We start from the raw sequence: 16,261 nt of genomic DNA, 5'->3' as shown, positions 1-16,261 counted from the left end.
GGGGCCGACTATGGCTTTCCGGGCAGACGAAGCGGCACGGGTGGGGCTGGCAAGTGTGTTGGACTATTTGGTTCCACGTGCTCAACACTTGGGCGAGAGTGAACGGGCGCGGAGCCGAGAGGCGCTGCTGGAAATTTCCGATAGGCTTGGGCCGGCTGTTGATGGTTATCCAAGTTGGCATCCACTGGTTCGAAACTACAAAGACGATACCTATCCGGTCATGCACCCTAACGAAGAGTGCGGATACCGCGGACTCGACCACACTCGGTATTTCGCAAATGGGTTCATTACGTGTCCATATGACGATGGCCAAACGGTGCTGGATTCGGTGAATGCACTTCCGTATCATCCGGCAGCGCGCATCTCAGCCGAACGACTTGATGTCAAGCTCTATAACCCGAGCTGTACTCCGATACTTGTCGAGTGTGAATGGGCGGAGCCATTGAATCCAGACCGTACAATTCCGCTGAGCGTCGCGATGCCGCTGCTTCTGGAAAAAGAGCTTCCGTGTGTTTGGCGAGCGCAAGTTGCGGAAACATGGGAATCGATGCGCCCTTACTTTTTGGGGCGTCCGTATGGCAGCAGGTCGTCGTTATTTATTAATCAAGAAGCCGGTCAGGCGCTCAAAAAAGTTTGGGAGGCATTGATCTATACTGGAATGTTCGGTCCGATCAAAGTTTGAGTGCCACGTCCTTGGACAAATGGCTTGCTCGATTGTGTGAAGTGCGATTGTCGTGTCGCTCGTAGGGTTGGCAGGGCGGTTGATGTGGGTGGTTAATGGATATAGTTCATTGAATACTAAGGATAGTTGACGGCCTGCAAAGCCGTTTAGGCCGGTTCGACTCCGGCTCGCGCCTCCAGCAAGAAAAGAAAAGCCCCGCTTCGGCGGGGCTTTTCTTTTTTCTGCGCTTCTACAAGTGCATCTATTCCTTCGGATGCGGCAACGGCACCCGCTCGCACTTCGATGTGCTATTGCCGTCGTCGTTGTAAATCACAAGTAGATACTGGCGCCTGGCGGCGATGCAACAATGCGCTGCGATGGGCTCGATTGATGGCACGTTGTCGCTGCGGGCGGAGTGCTGACAGCGGTGCGGAGCAGCCGTACCGCCCGCGTCGTCGTGACCTTGCCGATCAACCATCCACCGGTTGCGCCGGCGTTTCGAGCCTGAGCTGATAAAACGCCGCATCGAGCCAGCGGCCGAACTTGAAACCCGCTTCGGCGATCGTGCCCGAGTGCGCGAAACCGAGCCGCGTATGCAGCGCGACACTGCCGCCGTTGGTCGCGTCGATGCATCCGACCAGCACGTGCACGCCGGCTTCGCGCGCACGCCGGATCAACTCGCGCAGCAGAAACTCGCCGAGCCCGCGCCCGCGATGGTCGCGATGCACGTAGACGCTGTGTTCGACCGTGTACTTGAACGCGGGGAACGCGCGGAACGTGCCCCAGCTCGCGAAGCCGACCAGCGTGCCCGCTTCATCCACAGCGCCCACGACCGGAAAACCGCCTGCCCGCTTCGTTGCGAACCACGTGGCCATGGCTTCCGGCGGGCGCGGCCGGTAGTCGTACAGCGCGGTCGAGTTCACGATCGCCTCGTTGAGGATCTCGAGGATGGCGGCTGCATGCTCGGCCTCGCTGCAATCGATCAGGCGCACGTCGTCGCGCGGTTTCGGGGAATTCATACGGGCTCCTGGGCCTGTCGGCTGTCAACGAATGGTGGATTACACATTTCGCGCGCCGGTGGCGGCGGATACATCGCAGATCGCAACGACATAACGCGCGGCCTGCGACGACGGGTTGCTGAAAATCAGCGGCTGATCGAGCCGCATGGCCAGACAGTCGCCTTCGTGAAGTTCGTGAAGCTGGTCGCCGAACGTGACGTCGACGCGCCCGTGGACGACCCATACCTGTTGATGCAATGCGCTTTCGCGTCTGCCGCTGTCGTATGCGACGCGTGCGCCAGCCGGGAAATCGACCTCGACGAGTTGAATCGGCGACGGCCAGCCGGGCGGCGACACATTGCGCCGGATATAACCGGACGCCGGATCGCGCCATTCCGTTTGCTGTGCATACCGCACCAGCGGTTGCGCGGGCGTATCGTCGCGATCGCCGCCGAACAGTCCGGCCAATGACACGCCGAGGCCTGCCGCGAGCTTGTCGAGCACGACGGCCGTCGGGCTGGCCGACGCGCGCTCGATGAGCGAGATCATCGAACGACTGACGCCGGAGCGCGCGGCGAGTGCATCGAGCGTGTAGCCTCTCAGGGTGCGCAGGTCGCGCACGCGGCGGCCGATGCGTTCGTTGATGCCGGTATCGTCGGCTGTGGAGGCAGTCGTTTCTCGCATGATGGATTATTTTCCAGCAAGCTGGAATTCGATGTCAACGGGATTCATCGTGGCTGGACGCTTGCCCGGCGGTTATGTCGAGCGTAATATATGAAACGACTACAGTTCGTTTAATTAGGGATATATGGGAATCATCAAGATATCCGAGCACATGCACGAGCGGCTGCGCTCGACCAGCACGGCGTTGAGCCGCTCGATCAACGCGCAGGCGGAGCACTGGCTGCGGGTCGGGATGATGTCGGAACTCAATCCGTCGTTGTCTTACGGCGACATCTGCCGGATGCTGATCGAGGCCGAAACTCGCGGTGGCGATACTGGGCCGACGGAGTCGGTGGTACACGGCATCGAGCAGGTGGCGTAATGGCGAAGCGCGAAATTCCGATCCGCGGCGCTGCGGAAATCGCCAAATCGCGCGAGGCTGCAAAGCTCGCGTCCCAGGTGCTGACGATGATCACCGAGCACGTGAAGCCGGGCGTCACCACCGACGACCTGGACGTACTCTGCCGCGAATACATCATCGATGAGCTCGGTGCGATTCCCGCGAACATCGGCTACCACGGCTACCCGAAGACGCTCTGCACGTCGGTCAACCATGTGGTCTGTCACGGCATCCCGTCGTCGCGGCCGCTGCGCGACGGCGACATCGTGAACCTCGATATCGCGGTGATCAAGGACGGCTGGTTTGGCGATACGAGCCGTATGTACTTCGTCGGCGAGCCGGGCGAACTCGCGCGGCGCCTCGTCGCGGCGACCTATGAGGCGATGCATGCGGGGATTCGCGCGGTTCGTCCGGGCGCGACGCTCGGCGACGTCGGCTACGCGATCCAGCAGGTCGCGCATCGCGAAGGGTTCAGCGTGGTCCGCGAGTACTGCGGCCACGGGATCGGCGACGTGTACCATGACGAGCCGCAGGTGCTGCACTACGGCCGCCCGGGCACCGGCGTGCCGCTGCGGCCGGGGATGATCTTCACGATCGAGCCGATGCTGAATGCGGGCAAGCGCGATACGCGCGTGCTGGCCGACGGCTGGACGGTCGTCACGAAGGACCATTCGCTGTCCGCGCAATGGGAGCACATGGTCGTGGTGACGGAGCAGGGCTTCGAGGTGTTGACGGATGACGTGACGCCGCAAGCGTCCGAGGCGTTTTCCGGCACGCACGCAGCCCGAGACGCGTAGCAGGCCGCGTGAAGCGGCGGTGCAACGAAAAAGGCCCCGAACGGGGCCCTTCTGCATGTGCGGTCGCGCGGCGCCTTCCGCGCGGACAGTCGCGATCGGCAGCGTAACGTTTATTGACGGCGCGCCTTGCCCCATGCGTGTTCGACGAACACGCGGCACAGCGCTTCCATCCCGTTGCGGTCCTCATCGTCGAAACGCGCGGCGACGGGGCTGTCGACGTCCCACACGCCGATCAGCGTGCCGTCGGCCGCGACCAGCGGCACGACGATTTCCGATTCCGACGCGGCGTCGCATGCGATATGGCCCGGGAATGCATGCACGTCGCGCACGACTTGCGTTTCGCGGGTCTGCGCTGCCGTGCCGCACACGCCTTTGCCGAGCGCGATCCGCACGCACGCTGGCTTGCCCTGGAACGGCCCGACCACGAGCTCCGTCCCGTCGAAGAAATAGAAGCCGGCCCAGTTCAGGCGATCGAGCGAGTGATAGACGAGCGCGGAGAAGTTCGCGGCGTTTGCGGTCAGATCGCGTTCCGATTCGACGAGCGCGCGAGCCTGCTCGACGAGCGTCGCATAGAGTTCGGCCTTGGAGGCGTGAGGGTCGTTGGACAGCGTGAACATGGCGGGAATGCAATAAGGGTTGTGAAAAGCGCGATGCGCGTTCCGCAGTCTACGGTACGCACGGCTCGTCTGCAGTGTCCGGTGCGCCATCGTGCGGCAGAAACCGCGGCGCAGACCGGCGCGAAGCCTGTCAATCGGGTTCGAGTTCGGCGAACCGCTCAGCCAGGAAATCAAGTAGCGCGCGCACCGCGGGCAGCAGTCCGCGCCGCGACGCGAACACCGCGTGCACGATCTCGCGGCGCGGCGCCCAGTCGGGCAGCACGGTCGCCAGTTCGCCGCGCGCGACTTCGTCGCGCACCATCATCGTCGGCAACTGCACGACGCCCACGCCTGCAATGGCGGCCGCGCGCAGTGCGAGCATGCCGCCCGTCACGAGGCGCGGCTGGTGGTGGATTTCGGCCTGTGCGCCGTCGGGGCCGCGCAGCCGCCATACGTGCGAGGCTTGCGGCACGCCGTGATCGAGGCTGGGCAGGCGAGTGAGATCGGCGGGCACGGCGGGCACGCCGTGTTCGCGCAGCAATGCGGGGCTTGCGACAAGGCACTGGCCGCGCTCGGCCAGCACGCGCAGCGCGAGATCGCTGTCCTCCAGCGGTGGCGGGCGCACGCGGATCACGACGTCGATCCCTTCGCCGACCACGTCGACGCGCCGGTTGGTCGCCTCCAGATGAATTTCGACGCGCGGGCACGCGACCATGAACGCGGCGATCATCGTGCCGACCAGGGAGTCGAGCAGCACGACCGGGCAACTGACGCGGACGATGCCGCGCGGCTCCTCGTGCAGCAGCGCGATGGCTTCGTCGGCGGCATCCGCCTCGACGAGCATCGCGCGACAATGCGCGTAGTAGGTCTGGCCGACGTCGGTGACCGTGAAGCGGCGCGTGGAACGCTGGATCAGCCGCATCCCGAGCCGCGCCTCGAGCAGCGCGATACGGCGGCTCAGTTTCGATTTCGGCATGTTCAGCGCACGTCCGGCCGGCGCGAAGCCGCCGTGCTCGACGACTTGCACGAAGTAATAAAGATCGTTCAGATCCCGGTCGTTATCGTTCATGAAATAGAACGCTGAGTGCGATTTTGTCAGTCTACCGGATCGATCGTTCCATCTCTATATTCCTACTTAGGATGCGAAACACGTGTTTCGCCGCAATTCGGAGAAGGCAAATGAAGAAGATCCAGGGTGTCTACAGTGCGCCGCGCGGCCATTGGGTCGGTGACGGTTTCCCGGTGCGTTCGATGTTCAGCTATCAGTCTCACGGTGCGCACCTGAGCCCGTTCCTGCTGCTCGACTATGCGGGTCCGGCGAGCTTCGAGCCGGCTTCGGCACCGCGCGGGGTGGGCCAGCACCCGCACCGCGGCTTCGAAACGGTGACGATCGTCTATGACGGCGAAGTCGCACACCGCGACTCGACCGGCGCGGGCGGCACGATCGGCCCGGGCGACGTGCAATGGATGACGGCCGGGAGCGGGATCCTGCACGAGGAATTCCACTCCGAAGCGTTCACGAAGCAGGGCGGTCCGCTCGAGATGGTGCAGTTGTGGGTGAACCTGCCCGCCGCCGACAAGATGAATGCGCCCGGCTATCAGACGATTCTGGACGCCGACATTCCTGTGGTCGAACTGCCGGACGGCGCGGGTCGCGCGCGGATCATCGCGGGCGAATTCGAGGGGCGGCGCGGGCCGGCTCGCACGCATACGCCGATCGACGTGTGGGACGTGCGGCTTGCAGCAGGCGGTCGCGTGCGGTTCCCGATCGCTGAAGGGCGTACGCTCGCGGTGGTCGTGCTGAGCGGCACGTTGCTGGTGAACGGCGAGACGGTCGCCCGCGAAGCGCAGTTCGTGCAACTGAGCCGTGACGGCCGCGACGTCGAGCTCGAAGCGAACGGCGACGCCAAGCTGCTGATCCTGAGCGGCGAGCCGATCGATGAACCGGTCGTCGGTTACGGGCCGTTCGTGATGAACTCGCAAGAGGAAATCCGGACCGCAATCGACGATTTCAACAGCGGTCGCTTCGGCCAGATGCCGGCATGACGGGCAGGCCCCGCGCAATGCGGGGCCTTTTCATGCATGAAAGCGGCGGTCGTGTGCCGAGTGCGCTTCGAGGCATAATCGAGAGTTGTTCGCGCGCCGGCCGGCGCGCCCGAATCTGGACCGACCATGAACGCTTCCGCACCTGCCGCATCCCCGCGCGCCATCGATCTCGACTGGCGCTGGAAATCCTTCGACGCGCTGACGGCGCGCGAAGTCTATTCGATCCTCGACGCGCGCAGCGCCGTGTTCGTCGTCGAGCAGAACTGCGTGTATCGCGACATCGACGATGCGGACCAGGCTGCGTGGCATCTGGCTGCGTACGATGCGCAAGGGCGCGTTGCCTGCTACCTGCGCGTGCTGGTGCCGGATGCGCAGAACACCGACGTACGGATCGGCCGCGTGCTGACGACCGCGCCGTTTCGCGGTGCGGGCCTCGGCAACGCGCTGCTGTCGCGCGCGCTCGAGCACATCCGTGCGCAATGGCCGGATACGCAAGTGAGCCTGCATGCGCAGGCCCATTTGCAGCGTTTCTACGGGGCATTCGGCTTTGCGCCGAACTCGGACGTGCACGACGAGGACGGCATTCCGCACGTGTGGATGACCAGCGCGCGAGTCTGACGCGCCGCGCCGTCAGTGGGCGGTGCGCGTCACCGACGGGCGCGCGGCAGCCTGCTCGTCGATCAAACGGCCGCGTGCCGACAGCCGCATCCAGTGTCGCAGCGCGATCAGCGCACCGATCACGCTCATCATCGAACCGGGAATCCAGAGCAGCAGGCCGCCGATCTGCTGGTCGCGCAGCGGGCTCAACCACGTGAACGCGCGTCCGCAGATCGAGTAGATCGGATACAGCTCGTGCGGCGTGAAGAAGATCAGCGCGCCGAGCGCGATCTGCGGCGGGATGGCCGCGACGACGATCAGGATCCGGCGGCCCGGCGACAGCCGCGCGGGCGGCGCGGGGCGCGGATCCACGACGAGCCACCAGAACAGCAGCCCGTCGATCACCATGCTCCAGTTCATCACGCGATACAGACGCCAGTCGAGCATCGCGACGAAGTGGATCGGCGACAGCAGCCAGAAATAGATCAGCCCGACGAACAGCACGACCGCTACGACCGGATGGAACACCACGTCGAGCGTCGCGCGCACGGGCGCCCACGCGAGGGCGGGACGCACGAAGCGCTGTCGCCAGCGAAACGGAATGCCCGCGCGGATCGCCGCGCCAGGGTAGGCGAGCGCGATGAAGAACGGCCCGAGATGGTGCAGCACGAGGTGCTGCGCGCGGTGCATGAAGAATTCGTGCTCGAAGAAATAGTCGAGCCGCGTATGCAGCGCGATGTAGAGCGCCGTCAGCCCGAACCAGAATGAGAATTGCCGCAGCGGCGTCACTTTCGCTTTTTTCACGCCGCGCGCGAACAGCACGGCGGCCGTCAGCACCGCGATGACCACGGTCGGCGACGGTTCCCACGGATCGAGCCAGTACAGGACGTTCATCGCGCGCGCATCACTTCGCCTGGGCCGGCGACTTCACGGCGAACGGCGTGTCGACGGTCTCGCCATCGGAGAACTTCAGGCGCAGGTGCACGGTGTCGCCCGGCTTGATCGTGTGCTTCGGTTCCTCGAGCATGAAGTGATAGCCGCCCGGCGCGATGTCGACCTTGCCGCGTGCGGGGATCGTCAGCTTGTCGACCATTTCCATCTTCTGCGTCGAGCCGTTCGACACGGTCTGGTGCAGCATCGCCATCCCGTAGTCGGGGCTGTCGACGTCGACGAGATCGACCGGCTTGTCGCTCGTGTTGACGAGCGTCACGTAGCCGCCCGCAGGCAACTGGTTCGGCAGCCAGCGCACCCATGCATTCTGCGCGGTGATCCCGCCGGCGGCATAGGCGTGCGCGCCGGTACACAGTGCGGCGAGGAGGGCGAACGTCTTGAGGGTCGTCTTCATGTCGAAATTCAGGTGGCGGAGGCAGTGTCGATGATCCGGCGCACATCGGCGGCGATGGCGTCGGGCGAATCGCGGCCGGTCGCGAGCAGGCGCGCGCGGCCGTTTGCGTCGAAGATGTAGACGGCCGAGCTGTGCGTGACTTCGTAGCCGCCGGACGGATCGCGCTTTTCCATCTGGTATGCGACGCGATAGCGCTTCGCGAGCGATTCGATCTGGCCGTCGGTGCCGGTCAGTCCGCGTGCGTGTGCAGCGTCGAATGCGGCGACGTACGACTGCATTGCCTGCGGCGTGTCGCGCGCCGGATCGACCGAGACAAACAGGATGCGCACGTCGTTGGCCTGCGGGCCGAGTTTCGCGAGCACTTCCATCAGTCGCGCCATCGTTTCGGGGCAGACGTCCGGACAGTGCGTGTAGCCGAAGTACACGAGCGCGACGCGGCCGCGAAATGCGTCGGCGTGGATCGGGCGACCGTCGCCGCCGGTCAGCGTGAACGACAGGTCGGGCAGGTGGCCGGTGACGTTGGTCAGGTGCCAGTTCGGCTCGTCATGCGTGCATGCGGCGAGCGCGACGGTGGTGGCCAGCGCCGCGGCCGTGCGGATGAAGCGGTTGAAGCGCCGGGGCGGCGCGGAACGGGCAGACGACATCCTGGGGCTCGATCGGATGGAACGGTCGTCGGCCGGCGCAGCGCCATGCGTCGCACCGGCCGACGGTTGCCGACTGTAGCGCAATTCCCGCGCCTGCGTCCTTTCGAAACCCATACGGGCGGGCAAGCGGGGCAATATGTCGCAGTTGACGCGGCGAGCGGCGCAAGGCCGGCAGTGCAGCGGTTTCGCCCATCTCGGTACTCAGGCGCGGTAAGATGCGCACAATTTCATTCGCGCAGCGGCGGCCCGGCGTTTGCTGGTCGTCCCTCAGACTATCGAATCGATGCAATCCGTTCCGGCTTCCCTGTCCCTGACCGATACCGCGTTCTTCTTCGACTTCGACGGCACGCTCGTCGAGCTGGCACCGACGCCCGACAGCATCCATGTGCCGCCGTCACTGCTGACGCTGCTCGATGAACTGCGGCGCCGCTCGCACGGCGCGGTCGCGATCGTGTCGGGTCGCGGTATCGACAACCTCGACACGTTCCTGAACATGTCCGGCCTGCCGATCGCTGGCCTGCACGGCGCCGAGCGGCGCGACGCGAACGGCGACACGCAGCGCATCGGCTTCAACGACGAACGGCTGCTGCGCATCGAGCGCGAGCTGGCGTCCGTCGTCGACCGTCACCCGGGCATGCTGCTCGAAATCAAGGGGGCGGCCGTCGCGCTGCACTACCGCAATGCGCCCGAGCGCGAGCCGGTGGCACGCGAAGCGGCCGAGCGCCTCGTTGCCGAATATGCCGATGCGTACGTGCTGCAGCCCGGCAAGATGGTGTTCGAGATCAAGCCGAAAGGCGTCGACAAGGGCCGTGCGCTGGCCGCCTTTCTCGACGAGCCGCCGTTCGCGGGTCGCGTGCCGCTGTTCGCGGGCGACGACCTGACCGACGAGAAAGGCTTCGCGGTGGTCAACGCGCGCGGCGGCCTGTCGATCAAGATCGGCGCGGGCGAGACGTCGGCCCGGACGCGGCTCGACTCGGTCGACGCGCTGCACGCGCAGATCGCGCGCTGGCTCGACGCGGAGCAGCCGGGCGCATGAGCCGACTCATCATCGTTTCAAACCGCGTCGCCCCGATTTCGGAAGGCGAACCGGCGGCGGGCGGCCTCGCGATCGGCGTCTACGACGCCCTGAAGGAGACGGGCGGCATGTGGTTCGGCTGGAGCGGCGAGGTGGTCGCGTCCGGGGCGCCCCAGATCCGCATCGAGGAGCGCGGGCCCGTGACGTTCGCGACCGTCGGTTTGTCTCGCCGCGATTACGACCAGTATTACCGCGGCTTCTCGAACGCGACGCTGTGGCCGGCCTTCCACTATCGCGCGGACCTGATCCAGTACGATCGCCACGAATTCGACGGCTACAGCCGCGTGAATGTCTGGCTTGCGCAGCAGCTCGTGCCGCTGCTGCAGGACGACGACGTGATCTGGGTGCACGACTATCACCTGATCCCGTTCGCGCGTGCGCTGCGGGCCGCCGGCGTGAAGAACCGCATCGGCTTTTTCCTGCATATCCCGTTTCCGGCCGCGCAAGTGCTCGTCAACGTGCCGCCGCATCGCGAGCTCGTCGAATCGCTGTGCGCGTTCGACCTGCTCGGCTTTCAGACCGAGCCCGACCTGCGCGCATTCTGCGATTACGTCGAGTTCGAGGCGGGGGGCGAAGTGGCGCGCGAAGGGCGCACGGTGCGCGTGAGCGCGTTCGGCAAGACGCTGCGGGCGGCAGCCTATCCGATCGGCGTGTATCCGGACGAGATCGCGTCGCTTGCGCAGGCGGGCGAGCATGGCAAGGCGGTGCGCACGCTGGCGACGTCGCTGCGCGGGCGCCAGCTGATCATGAGCGTCGACCGGCTCGACTATTCGAAGGGGCTCGTCGAGCGGTTCCGCGCGTTCGAAAAGTTGCTGGAACACCAGACGTCGATTCGCAACCGCGTGTCGTTCCTGCAGATCGCGCCATCGACGCGCGCCGACCTGCGCGCGTACCAGGACATCCGCCTGCAGCTCGAAGCGGAGTCGGGCCGCATCAACGGACGCTATGCGGAGCTCGACTGGGCGCCGATCCTCTACATTCACCGCCAGTACGACCGGCAGGTGCTTGCCGCGCTGTACCGGCTGGCGCGGGTGGGGTTCGTCACGCCGTTGCGCGACGGGATGAACCTCGTCGCGAAGGAGTATGTGTCCGCGCAGAATCCGGACGATCCGGGCGTGCTCGTGCTGTCGCGCTTCGCGGGTGCCGCGCGCGAGCTGACGGGCGCGCTGATCGTCAATCCGATCGATATCGGCGGGATGGCCGATGCGTTGTCGCAGGCGCTGACGATGCCGCTCACCGAGCGGCGGGCACGTTACGCGGACATGATCGCGCAGTTGCGCGAGAACAACGTGTCGGTGTGGCGCGACAACTTCTTGCGCGACCTGCAGCACGTGTAGCCGGCACGCTGCGTGACGGGAGGAAAAAAGCCGCCGTGCGTCGAGCACGGCGGCTTTTTTATCGGATGTACGCCGCGACGTCAGGCCGCGCGTTCGCCGGTCGGAGTGGTGCCGTCGGGGGCGTGATGACGGCCGTGCTGCTTCGCGAGCAGGTCGCGGTACAGGCCCGGACGATTGCGCAGCACGTCGGGGTTGCCGTCGTCGATCACCTTGCCGTTACTCATGACGATGATCCGGTCGAAATTGCGCAGCGTCGACAGCCGGTGCGCGATCGCGATCACCGTGCGGCCGACCATCAGGCGGTCGAGCGCGGCCTGGATCGCTTCTTCCGACGCGCTGTCGAGCGCCGACGTCGCTTCGTCGAGCAGCAGGATCGGCGCGTCTTTCAGGATCGCGCGCGCGATCGCGATGCGCTGGCGCTGGCCGCCCGACAGCTTCACGCCGCGGTCGCCGACGATCGTGTCGTAGCCTTCCGGCATCGCCTCGATGAACTCCGAGCAGCGCGCGTCGCGCGCGGCGGCAAGCACTTCCTCGCGGGTCGCCTCGGGGCGGCCGTACGCGATGTTGTCGTAGATCGTCCGGTGCAGCAGCGAGATATCCTGCGGCACGAGCGCGATCGCGTGGCGCAGGCTGTCCTGCGTGATGCCCTTCACGTCCTGCCCGTCGACCTTCACGGCGCCGTCCTGCGTGTCGTAGAAGCGTTGCAGCAGTGCCAGCACGGTCGACTTGCCGGCGCCCGACTTGCCGATCAGGCCGACGCGCTGGCCCGGTTCGATATGCAGGTCGAAGTGATCGAGGATCGCGCGGCGGTGCGGGTACGCGAACGTCACGCGTTCGAAATCGACGCGCCCGCCCTTGGCCGCCAGCGGCTGCGCGTCGGAGCGGTCCGGCATTCCGTGCGGCTCGAGCAGCGTCTTCACGGCTTCGGACAGGCGTGCCACGTGCTGCGTGACGTCGACCAGCGCGACCGCGAGATCGCGCGTGCCGTGCAGGATCGTGAAGCCGAGCGAGCTGACGAGCACGATGTCGCCGGAGGTCGCGCGGCCCTGGTCCCACAGCCACAGCGCCCAGCCGAGCAGGCCGGCCGACAGCATCGCGGTGATCACCGCGTGCAGCAGGCGCAGTTTCTCGAGATAGAGCAGGCTTTGCTGGCGCGCGTCCATCTCGGCCTTGACCGTCGCGCCGAAACGCTTCTGTTCGCGCAGCGTCATCCCGAACGCGCGGACGAGGCCCATGTTGCCGATCACGTCGACGAGCTCGCCGTCGACCGCGGCCGCCTTCGACGCGAATGCGTGATGGCGTGCGGAGCCGCGCCCGGCGAGCTTGAACAGCACGACGGCGAGCACGGCCGAGCAGCCGAGCAGGCCGGCGGCCATCAACGGGTTCACGACGATGATCATCAGGATCGCTCCCATCACCGCGATGCACGGTGGCAGCACGTTCCACGCCATCGTGTTCTCGGACGTATAGACGGCGTTCGACGTGGCGGTGATGCGGCTCGCGAGCGTGCCCGGCTGCTTTTCCGAGTAGTAGGTCGGCGAATGGCCGCTCAGGTACTGGAACAGGTCCCGCCGCAGGTCGCCGGTGACCGCGACGAAGGTGTGCGCGGCGACCCAGCCGCCGACGCGCCACAACAGATTGTCGGCCGCGATCAGCCCGACGAGCAGCGCGAAGGCGCTCCACAGCGGGCCCGGATGATGGCGCCCGGCCGCGAGCACGTCGATCAGGTGCTTGATCGCGTATTGCGAGCCGAGCGCGCAGCCGACGGCGGCCAGCACGCTGCAGAGCACGATGAGGTGCGCGACGGGATGCAGGCGGATGTAGCGGAACAGGAACGCGATCGGCCGATGCGCGTAGCTCGACAGCTTCGCATTATGGGCGTTGCGCTGGGCAGGGGTGAGAGATTCCAAAATATGCGTGCGGTGATTCGGTGATTGAGCGTGGCGGCTGGATCGCAGCCGGCGATCGCCCGGACTGAATAATCCGGCATTGTAAACAAGGCCGTGCATTGCGCATGCGCGAATCTTGCCTTGGTCAGGGGCGTGCGATCAATTTTGAGATAAAATCCGGCATCCGTCCTGCCGTGTACGCCGGAATCGCATGCCGACAGCGACGAGATGACTCGGAGCGCCAAAAGGGCCTTCCACTCTAGAACGGACACCCAAGTCCGCGGGTTGCAAAGTGTTGCACCTTTGTAACAAAGTAAAGTGTTTGAAATGTTGTGCGCCGTCTCGGGATTAACCCTAGATAATCGGCTCCGGGTTCGATTCCAGGTTTTTTACGAACCCCTGTCAACGGGTCTTCGTTTCAAACGTTCTATGCCTGTCGCGTCGCCGACGCTCCTTGAGCAGCGCGGGTTTCGACGCTCCCGGCAGGCTGATTCGTCTGATGGTCGGACGAAATGCATCCAGCCCGGACTGCCGGCAGGTTGCCGACCCATACCTGGTTTTTAGCCGATTTTTTAGGAGTTACGCATGCGAATCGCCCAAATCGCTCCGTTGCACGAAGCGGTTCCCCCGAAGCTGTACGGTGGTACCGAGCGAGTGGTGTCTTATCTGACCGAAGCACTTGTCGAGATGGGGCATGACGTCACGCTCTTCGCGAGCGGCGATTCGCAAACTTCCGCGAAGCTCGAAGCGTGCTGGCCGCAGGCACTGCGCCTCGACCCGACGATCCGCGACGTGATGGCACCGCACATGCTGCTCCTCGAGCAGGTGCGCCGCCGCGCGGAAGAGTTCGACGTCCTGCACTGCCACATCGACTACTACCCGTTCTCGCTGTTCTCGCGCCAGCCGGTCCCGCATCTGACGACGATGCACGGCCGTCTCGACCTGCCGGAACTGCAGCCGATCTTCAACGCTTTCAGCGACGTGCCGGTCGTGTCGATCTCCGACAACCAGCGCATCCCGCTGCCGCAGGCGAACTGGCTGTCGACCGTCTATCACGGCCTGCCGGAAAACCTGCTGACGCCGATCCCGAACGTGAAGCCGAGCTACCTCGCGTTCCTCGGCCGCATCTCGCCGGAAAAGCGCGTCGACACGGCCATCCGCATCGCGGAGCAGGCCGGCCTGCCGATCAAGATCGCCGCGAAGCTCGACAAGGCTGACCGCGCGTACTACGAAGAGAAGATCAAGCCGCTGTTCGCGCTGCCGCACGTCGAGTACATCGGCGAAATCAGCGAGTCGGAAAAGACCGAATTCCTGGGAAATGCGCATGCGCTGCTGTTCCCGATCGACTGGCCGGAGCCTTTCGGTCTGGTGATGATCGAAGCGATGGCATGCGGCACGCCGGTGATCGCGTTCAAGCGCGGCTCGGTGCCGGAAGTGATCGACAACGGCGTGTCGGGCTTCGTCGTCGAAGACGAGCTGTCGGCCGTCGCGGCGCTCAAGCGCCTCGATATGCTGCCGCGCGAGAAGGTTCGCGCTGCGTTCGAAGCACGTTTCTCGTCGAAGGTGATGGCGCAGAACTACGTGAAAGGCTACGAAGAACTGCTGCGCCAGAAGCGCCGCACGGTGCTGCGCGAAGTCAACGCAAGCTGATGCCGGACTGCCGGCCGCGGAGGTGCGCGGCCGTCACCGACGCCCCGTCCGGGTTTCCGGCGGGGCGTTGTCACATCTGCGGCGCGGATCTGTTGTATTCTCGCCGCGCCCGGCGCCACGAACGGCCCCGGAAGCGGTCCTGCACGCCATCCCGCCGTCTGTCCAGACGGTAATGTCCCTATAATGGCCGTGCCGTGAAATCCGGCCCCCCGCACGAACATCGAGAGGAGAGCAGTCTTGGCGAGAACGAAAACCACGCGCGCAGCGCCGGCCCCCGGCGCCGGCGTGATCTTCGCGTTGCGCGCGATCGGTCTCGTGCTGTTCGCGCGCTGGCTGTTCTCGATGTCCCAGATGGGCTATCGTGCGTCGCTGTCCGCAATGGTGTCGTCGCCCTGGGCGTTCGTCTACCTCGTGCTGATCTTCCTGCTGCTCGCGCTGCCGGGCGCCGCCGCGCGCGCCGAACGGCCGTTCCATCCGCTGCCGCAGTGGCTGCGCCAGGCGTTGCGCGTCTTCGCGCTGATCGGTTTCCTGTTTGCCGTGTGGTCGATCGGCGCGTTCGCGTGGGCGGCTGGCTGGCGGCGTGCACTGCACGCGGTGACGGCGACCAACGGCTGGCTCGTCGCCGCGCCGGCGCTCTATGCGGCGATCGTGTGGATGTGCCGTCCGCGGCCGCTGTGGCGTACCAACGTGGCAGCGCGCCGCTTCGCGGTCGGCCGCTATGCGATTTCGCTGGACACCCTCACGCGCACCGCGATCGTCTGGATGGAAAGCCGCAAGGTCGGCCAATACGACGCGCGCGAACTGTCGGTGCGCTGGCCAGGTCGGGCCGTGTCCGCCGCCGGTGAGCAGGGGGCGCAGCCGGCGGTCGTGCCGCCGCGTCGCGGCAGCCTGTTTCGGCGGCCGAAGGTCGAGTTGCTGTGGGATTCGCCGGCGGCCGTCGGCCATAACCGGCAGATCGTGATGCGCACGCCGCTCGCGACCGAGGGCGACCGCGTCGCCGTGCTCGCGCTCGACGCGGCGCTCAAGCAGATCGTCTGACACGGCCTGCGCGGCGCGCGGGCGACAAGGAGGCGCAATGATCGTCCGTTGGTTGCTGGCAGCCGTTCATCTGATGGCGTTCGGGGTCGCGTTCGCCGCGATCGCAGCGCGCAACCGTGCGCTGCGCCGGGTCATCGCGTCGGTGCAGGCGGCCGACCTGCCGGGCGTATTCAAGGCCGATGCCGTGTGGGGATTGTCCGCGCTGGTGCTGATCGCGACGGGGCTCACGCGCGCATTCGGCGGCTTCGAGAAAGGTGCCGCGTACTATCTTCACGAGCCGCTTTTCCACATCAAGATGACCGCGCTCGTGCTGATCCTGCTGCTCGAGATCGTGCCGATGCTCGGACTGATTCGCTGGCGCGTCGCTGCTCGGCGGCGGCAGATGCCCGATCTCGGCCGCGCGCCGACCTATGTGCGCATCGGCCATTGGCAGGCCGTGCTGATCATGATCATCGTGTTCGCCGCATCGGGGGTGGCGCGGGGGATTGGAGCAGGCGGGTAGGGCCGAGCGGATAGACGTTGCCG

The 16,261-nt window shown here is 65.7% G+C and carries 18 protein-coding genes and 1 tRNA gene; 11 read left to right on the top strand and 8 right to left on the bottom strand.

Annotation, left to right across the window (positions count from 1 at the left end; translation table 11 throughout):
* Window positions 1-55: 55 nt before the first annotated feature.
* Complete coding sequence (locus DIE13_RS21770; protein ID WP_260435126.1) at window positions 56-682, top strand: hypothetical protein; 627 nt, start codon at window positions 56-58, stop codon at window positions 680-682.
* A 69-nt stretch (window positions 683-751) separates the two neighbouring features.
* Window positions 752-860: transfer RNA gene (locus DIE13_RS32960), tRNA-Cys, on the top strand.
* A 271-nt stretch (window positions 861-1,131) separates the two neighbouring features.
* On the opposite strand, the gene DIE13_RS21765 is transcribed toward DIE13_RS32960, so the two are convergent.
* Both DIE13_RS21765 and DIE13_RS21760 read right to left on the bottom strand, forming a co-directional pair.
* Complete coding sequence (locus DIE13_RS21765) at window positions 1,132-1,680, bottom strand: GNAT family N-acetyltransferase (RefSeq protein WP_124829171.1); 549 nt, start codon at window positions 1,678-1,680, stop codon at window positions 1,132-1,134.
* 39 nt (window positions 1,681-1,719) lie between these two features.
* Entirely contained in the window at window positions 1,720-2,343 is a 624-nt protein-coding gene (locus DIE13_RS21760) for a helix-turn-helix domain-containing protein (protein ID WP_124829169.1), read from the bottom strand.
* A 124-nt stretch (window positions 2,344-2,467) separates the two neighbouring features.
* On the opposite strand from DIE13_RS21760, the gene DIE13_RS21755 reads away from it, so the two are divergent.
* Complete coding sequence (locus tag DIE13_RS21755; protein ID WP_124829167.1) at window positions 2,468-2,704, top strand: ParD-like family protein; 237 nt, start codon at window positions 2,468-2,470, stop codon at window positions 2,702-2,704.
* Entirely contained in the window at window positions 2,704-3,519 is an 816-nt protein-coding gene (gene map, locus DIE13_RS21750) for a type I methionyl aminopeptidase (protein WP_124829165.1), read from the top strand. The genes DIE13_RS21755 and map overlap by 1 nt, the downstream gene beginning before the upstream one ends.
* 110 nt (window positions 3,520-3,629) lie before the next feature.
* Here the strand turns inward: map and DIE13_RS21745 are convergent, their stop codons facing one another.
* Both DIE13_RS21745 and DIE13_RS21740 read right to left on the bottom strand, forming a co-directional pair.
* Window positions 3,630-4,136, bottom strand: coding sequence for a GAF domain-containing protein (locus DIE13_RS21745; RefSeq protein WP_124829163.1), 507 nt, complete (start codon window positions 4,134-4,136; stop codon window positions 3,630-3,632).
* A gap of 130 nt (window positions 4,137-4,266) precedes the next feature.
* Window positions 4,267-5,184, bottom strand: coding sequence for a LysR family transcriptional regulator (locus DIE13_RS21740; protein WP_124829162.1), 918 nt, complete (start codon window positions 5,182-5,184; stop codon window positions 4,267-4,269).
* Window positions 5,185-5,294: 110 nt separating this feature from the next.
* Here DIE13_RS21740 and DIE13_RS21735 point away from each other — a divergent pair, with 110 nt between their 5' ends.
* Window positions 5,295-6,161 (top strand): pirin family protein, encoded by an 867-nt coding sequence (locus DIE13_RS21735; protein ID WP_124829160.1) that lies wholly within the window; start codon window positions 5,295-5,297, stop codon window positions 6,159-6,161.
* A gap of 126 nt (window positions 6,162-6,287) precedes the next feature.
* Entirely contained in the window at window positions 6,288-6,779 is a 492-nt protein-coding gene (locus DIE13_RS21730) for a GNAT family N-acetyltransferase (RefSeq protein WP_124829158.1), read from the top strand.
* Between the two features lie 12 nt (window positions 6,780-6,791).
* Here DIE13_RS21730 and DIE13_RS21725 read toward each other — a convergent pair whose 3' ends face one another.
* The 3 genes from DIE13_RS21725 to DIE13_RS21715 are packed head-to-tail and all read right to left on the bottom strand — an operon-like array spanning window position 6,792 to window position 8,747.
* Window positions 6,792-7,652, bottom strand: a complete 861-nt coding sequence (locus DIE13_RS21725; RefSeq protein ID WP_124829156.1) for a cytochrome c oxidase assembly protein — start codon at window positions 7,650-7,652, stop codon at window positions 6,792-6,794.
* 10 nt (window positions 7,653-7,662) lie between these two features.
* Window positions 7,663-8,103: a copper chaperone PCu(A)C gene (locus DIE13_RS21720; protein WP_124829154.1), complete on the bottom strand. Its 441-nt coding sequence runs from the start codon at window positions 8,101-8,103 to the stop codon at window positions 7,663-7,665.
* Window positions 8,104-8,111: 8 nt separating this feature from the next.
* Complete coding sequence (locus DIE13_RS21715; protein ID WP_124829152.1) at window positions 8,112-8,747, bottom strand: SCO family protein; 636 nt, start codon at window positions 8,745-8,747, stop codon at window positions 8,112-8,114.
* A 283-nt stretch (window positions 8,748-9,030) separates the two neighbouring features.
* Between DIE13_RS21715 and otsB the strand changes: the two genes are divergently transcribed.
* A complete protein-coding gene (gene otsB / locus DIE13_RS21710) occupies window positions 9,031-9,783 on the top strand; it encodes a trehalose-phosphatase (protein WP_124829150.1) in 753 nt (250 codons plus the stop codon).
* Window positions 9,780-11,159, top strand: coding sequence for an alpha,alpha-trehalose-phosphate synthase (UDP-forming) (gene otsA, locus DIE13_RS21705; protein ID WP_124829148.1), 1,380 nt, complete (start codon window positions 9,780-9,782; stop codon window positions 11,157-11,159). The genes otsB and otsA overlap by 4 nt, the downstream gene beginning before the upstream one ends.
* An 80-nt stretch (window positions 11,160-11,239) precedes the next feature.
* Here the strand turns inward: otsA and DIE13_RS21700 are convergent, their stop codons facing one another.
* On the bottom strand, window positions 11,240-13,069 hold the full coding sequence (locus DIE13_RS21700; RefSeq protein WP_124829146.1) for an ABC transporter ATP-binding protein: 1,830 nt from the start codon (window positions 13,067-13,069) through the stop codon (window positions 11,240-11,242).
* 564 nt (window positions 13,070-13,633) lie between these two features.
* On the opposite strand from DIE13_RS21700, the gene DIE13_RS21695 reads away from it, so the two are divergent.
* The 3 genes from DIE13_RS21695 (at window position 13,634) to DIE13_RS21685 (ending at window position 16,238) form a co-directional block, all read left to right on the top strand.
* Window positions 13,634-14,698, top strand: coding sequence for a glycosyltransferase family 4 protein (locus DIE13_RS21695; protein WP_124829144.1), 1,065 nt, complete (start codon window positions 13,634-13,636; stop codon window positions 14,696-14,698).
* A 237-nt stretch (window positions 14,699-14,935) separates the two neighbouring features.
* Window positions 14,936-15,736, top strand: a complete 801-nt coding sequence (locus tag DIE13_RS21690) for a hypothetical protein (protein ID WP_124829142.1) — start codon at window positions 14,936-14,938, stop codon at window positions 15,734-15,736.
* A 37-nt stretch (window positions 15,737-15,773) separates the two neighbouring features.
* Window positions 15,774-16,238 (top strand): DUF2214 family protein, encoded by a 465-nt coding sequence (locus DIE13_RS21685; protein ID WP_124829140.1) that lies wholly within the window; start codon window positions 15,774-15,776, stop codon window positions 16,236-16,238.
* Window positions 16,239-16,261: the final 23 nt, after the last annotated feature.

Origin of the sequence: Burkholderia sp. Bp9016, from assembly GCF_003857765.1 — a bacterium.
In the GTDB taxonomy this organism is placed as follows: Bacteria; Pseudomonadota; Gammaproteobacteria; order Burkholderiales; family Burkholderiaceae; genus Burkholderia.
The sequence above is the reverse complement of the archived record's forward strand: the minus strand, read 5'-3'. Positions and strand labels throughout refer to the sequence as shown.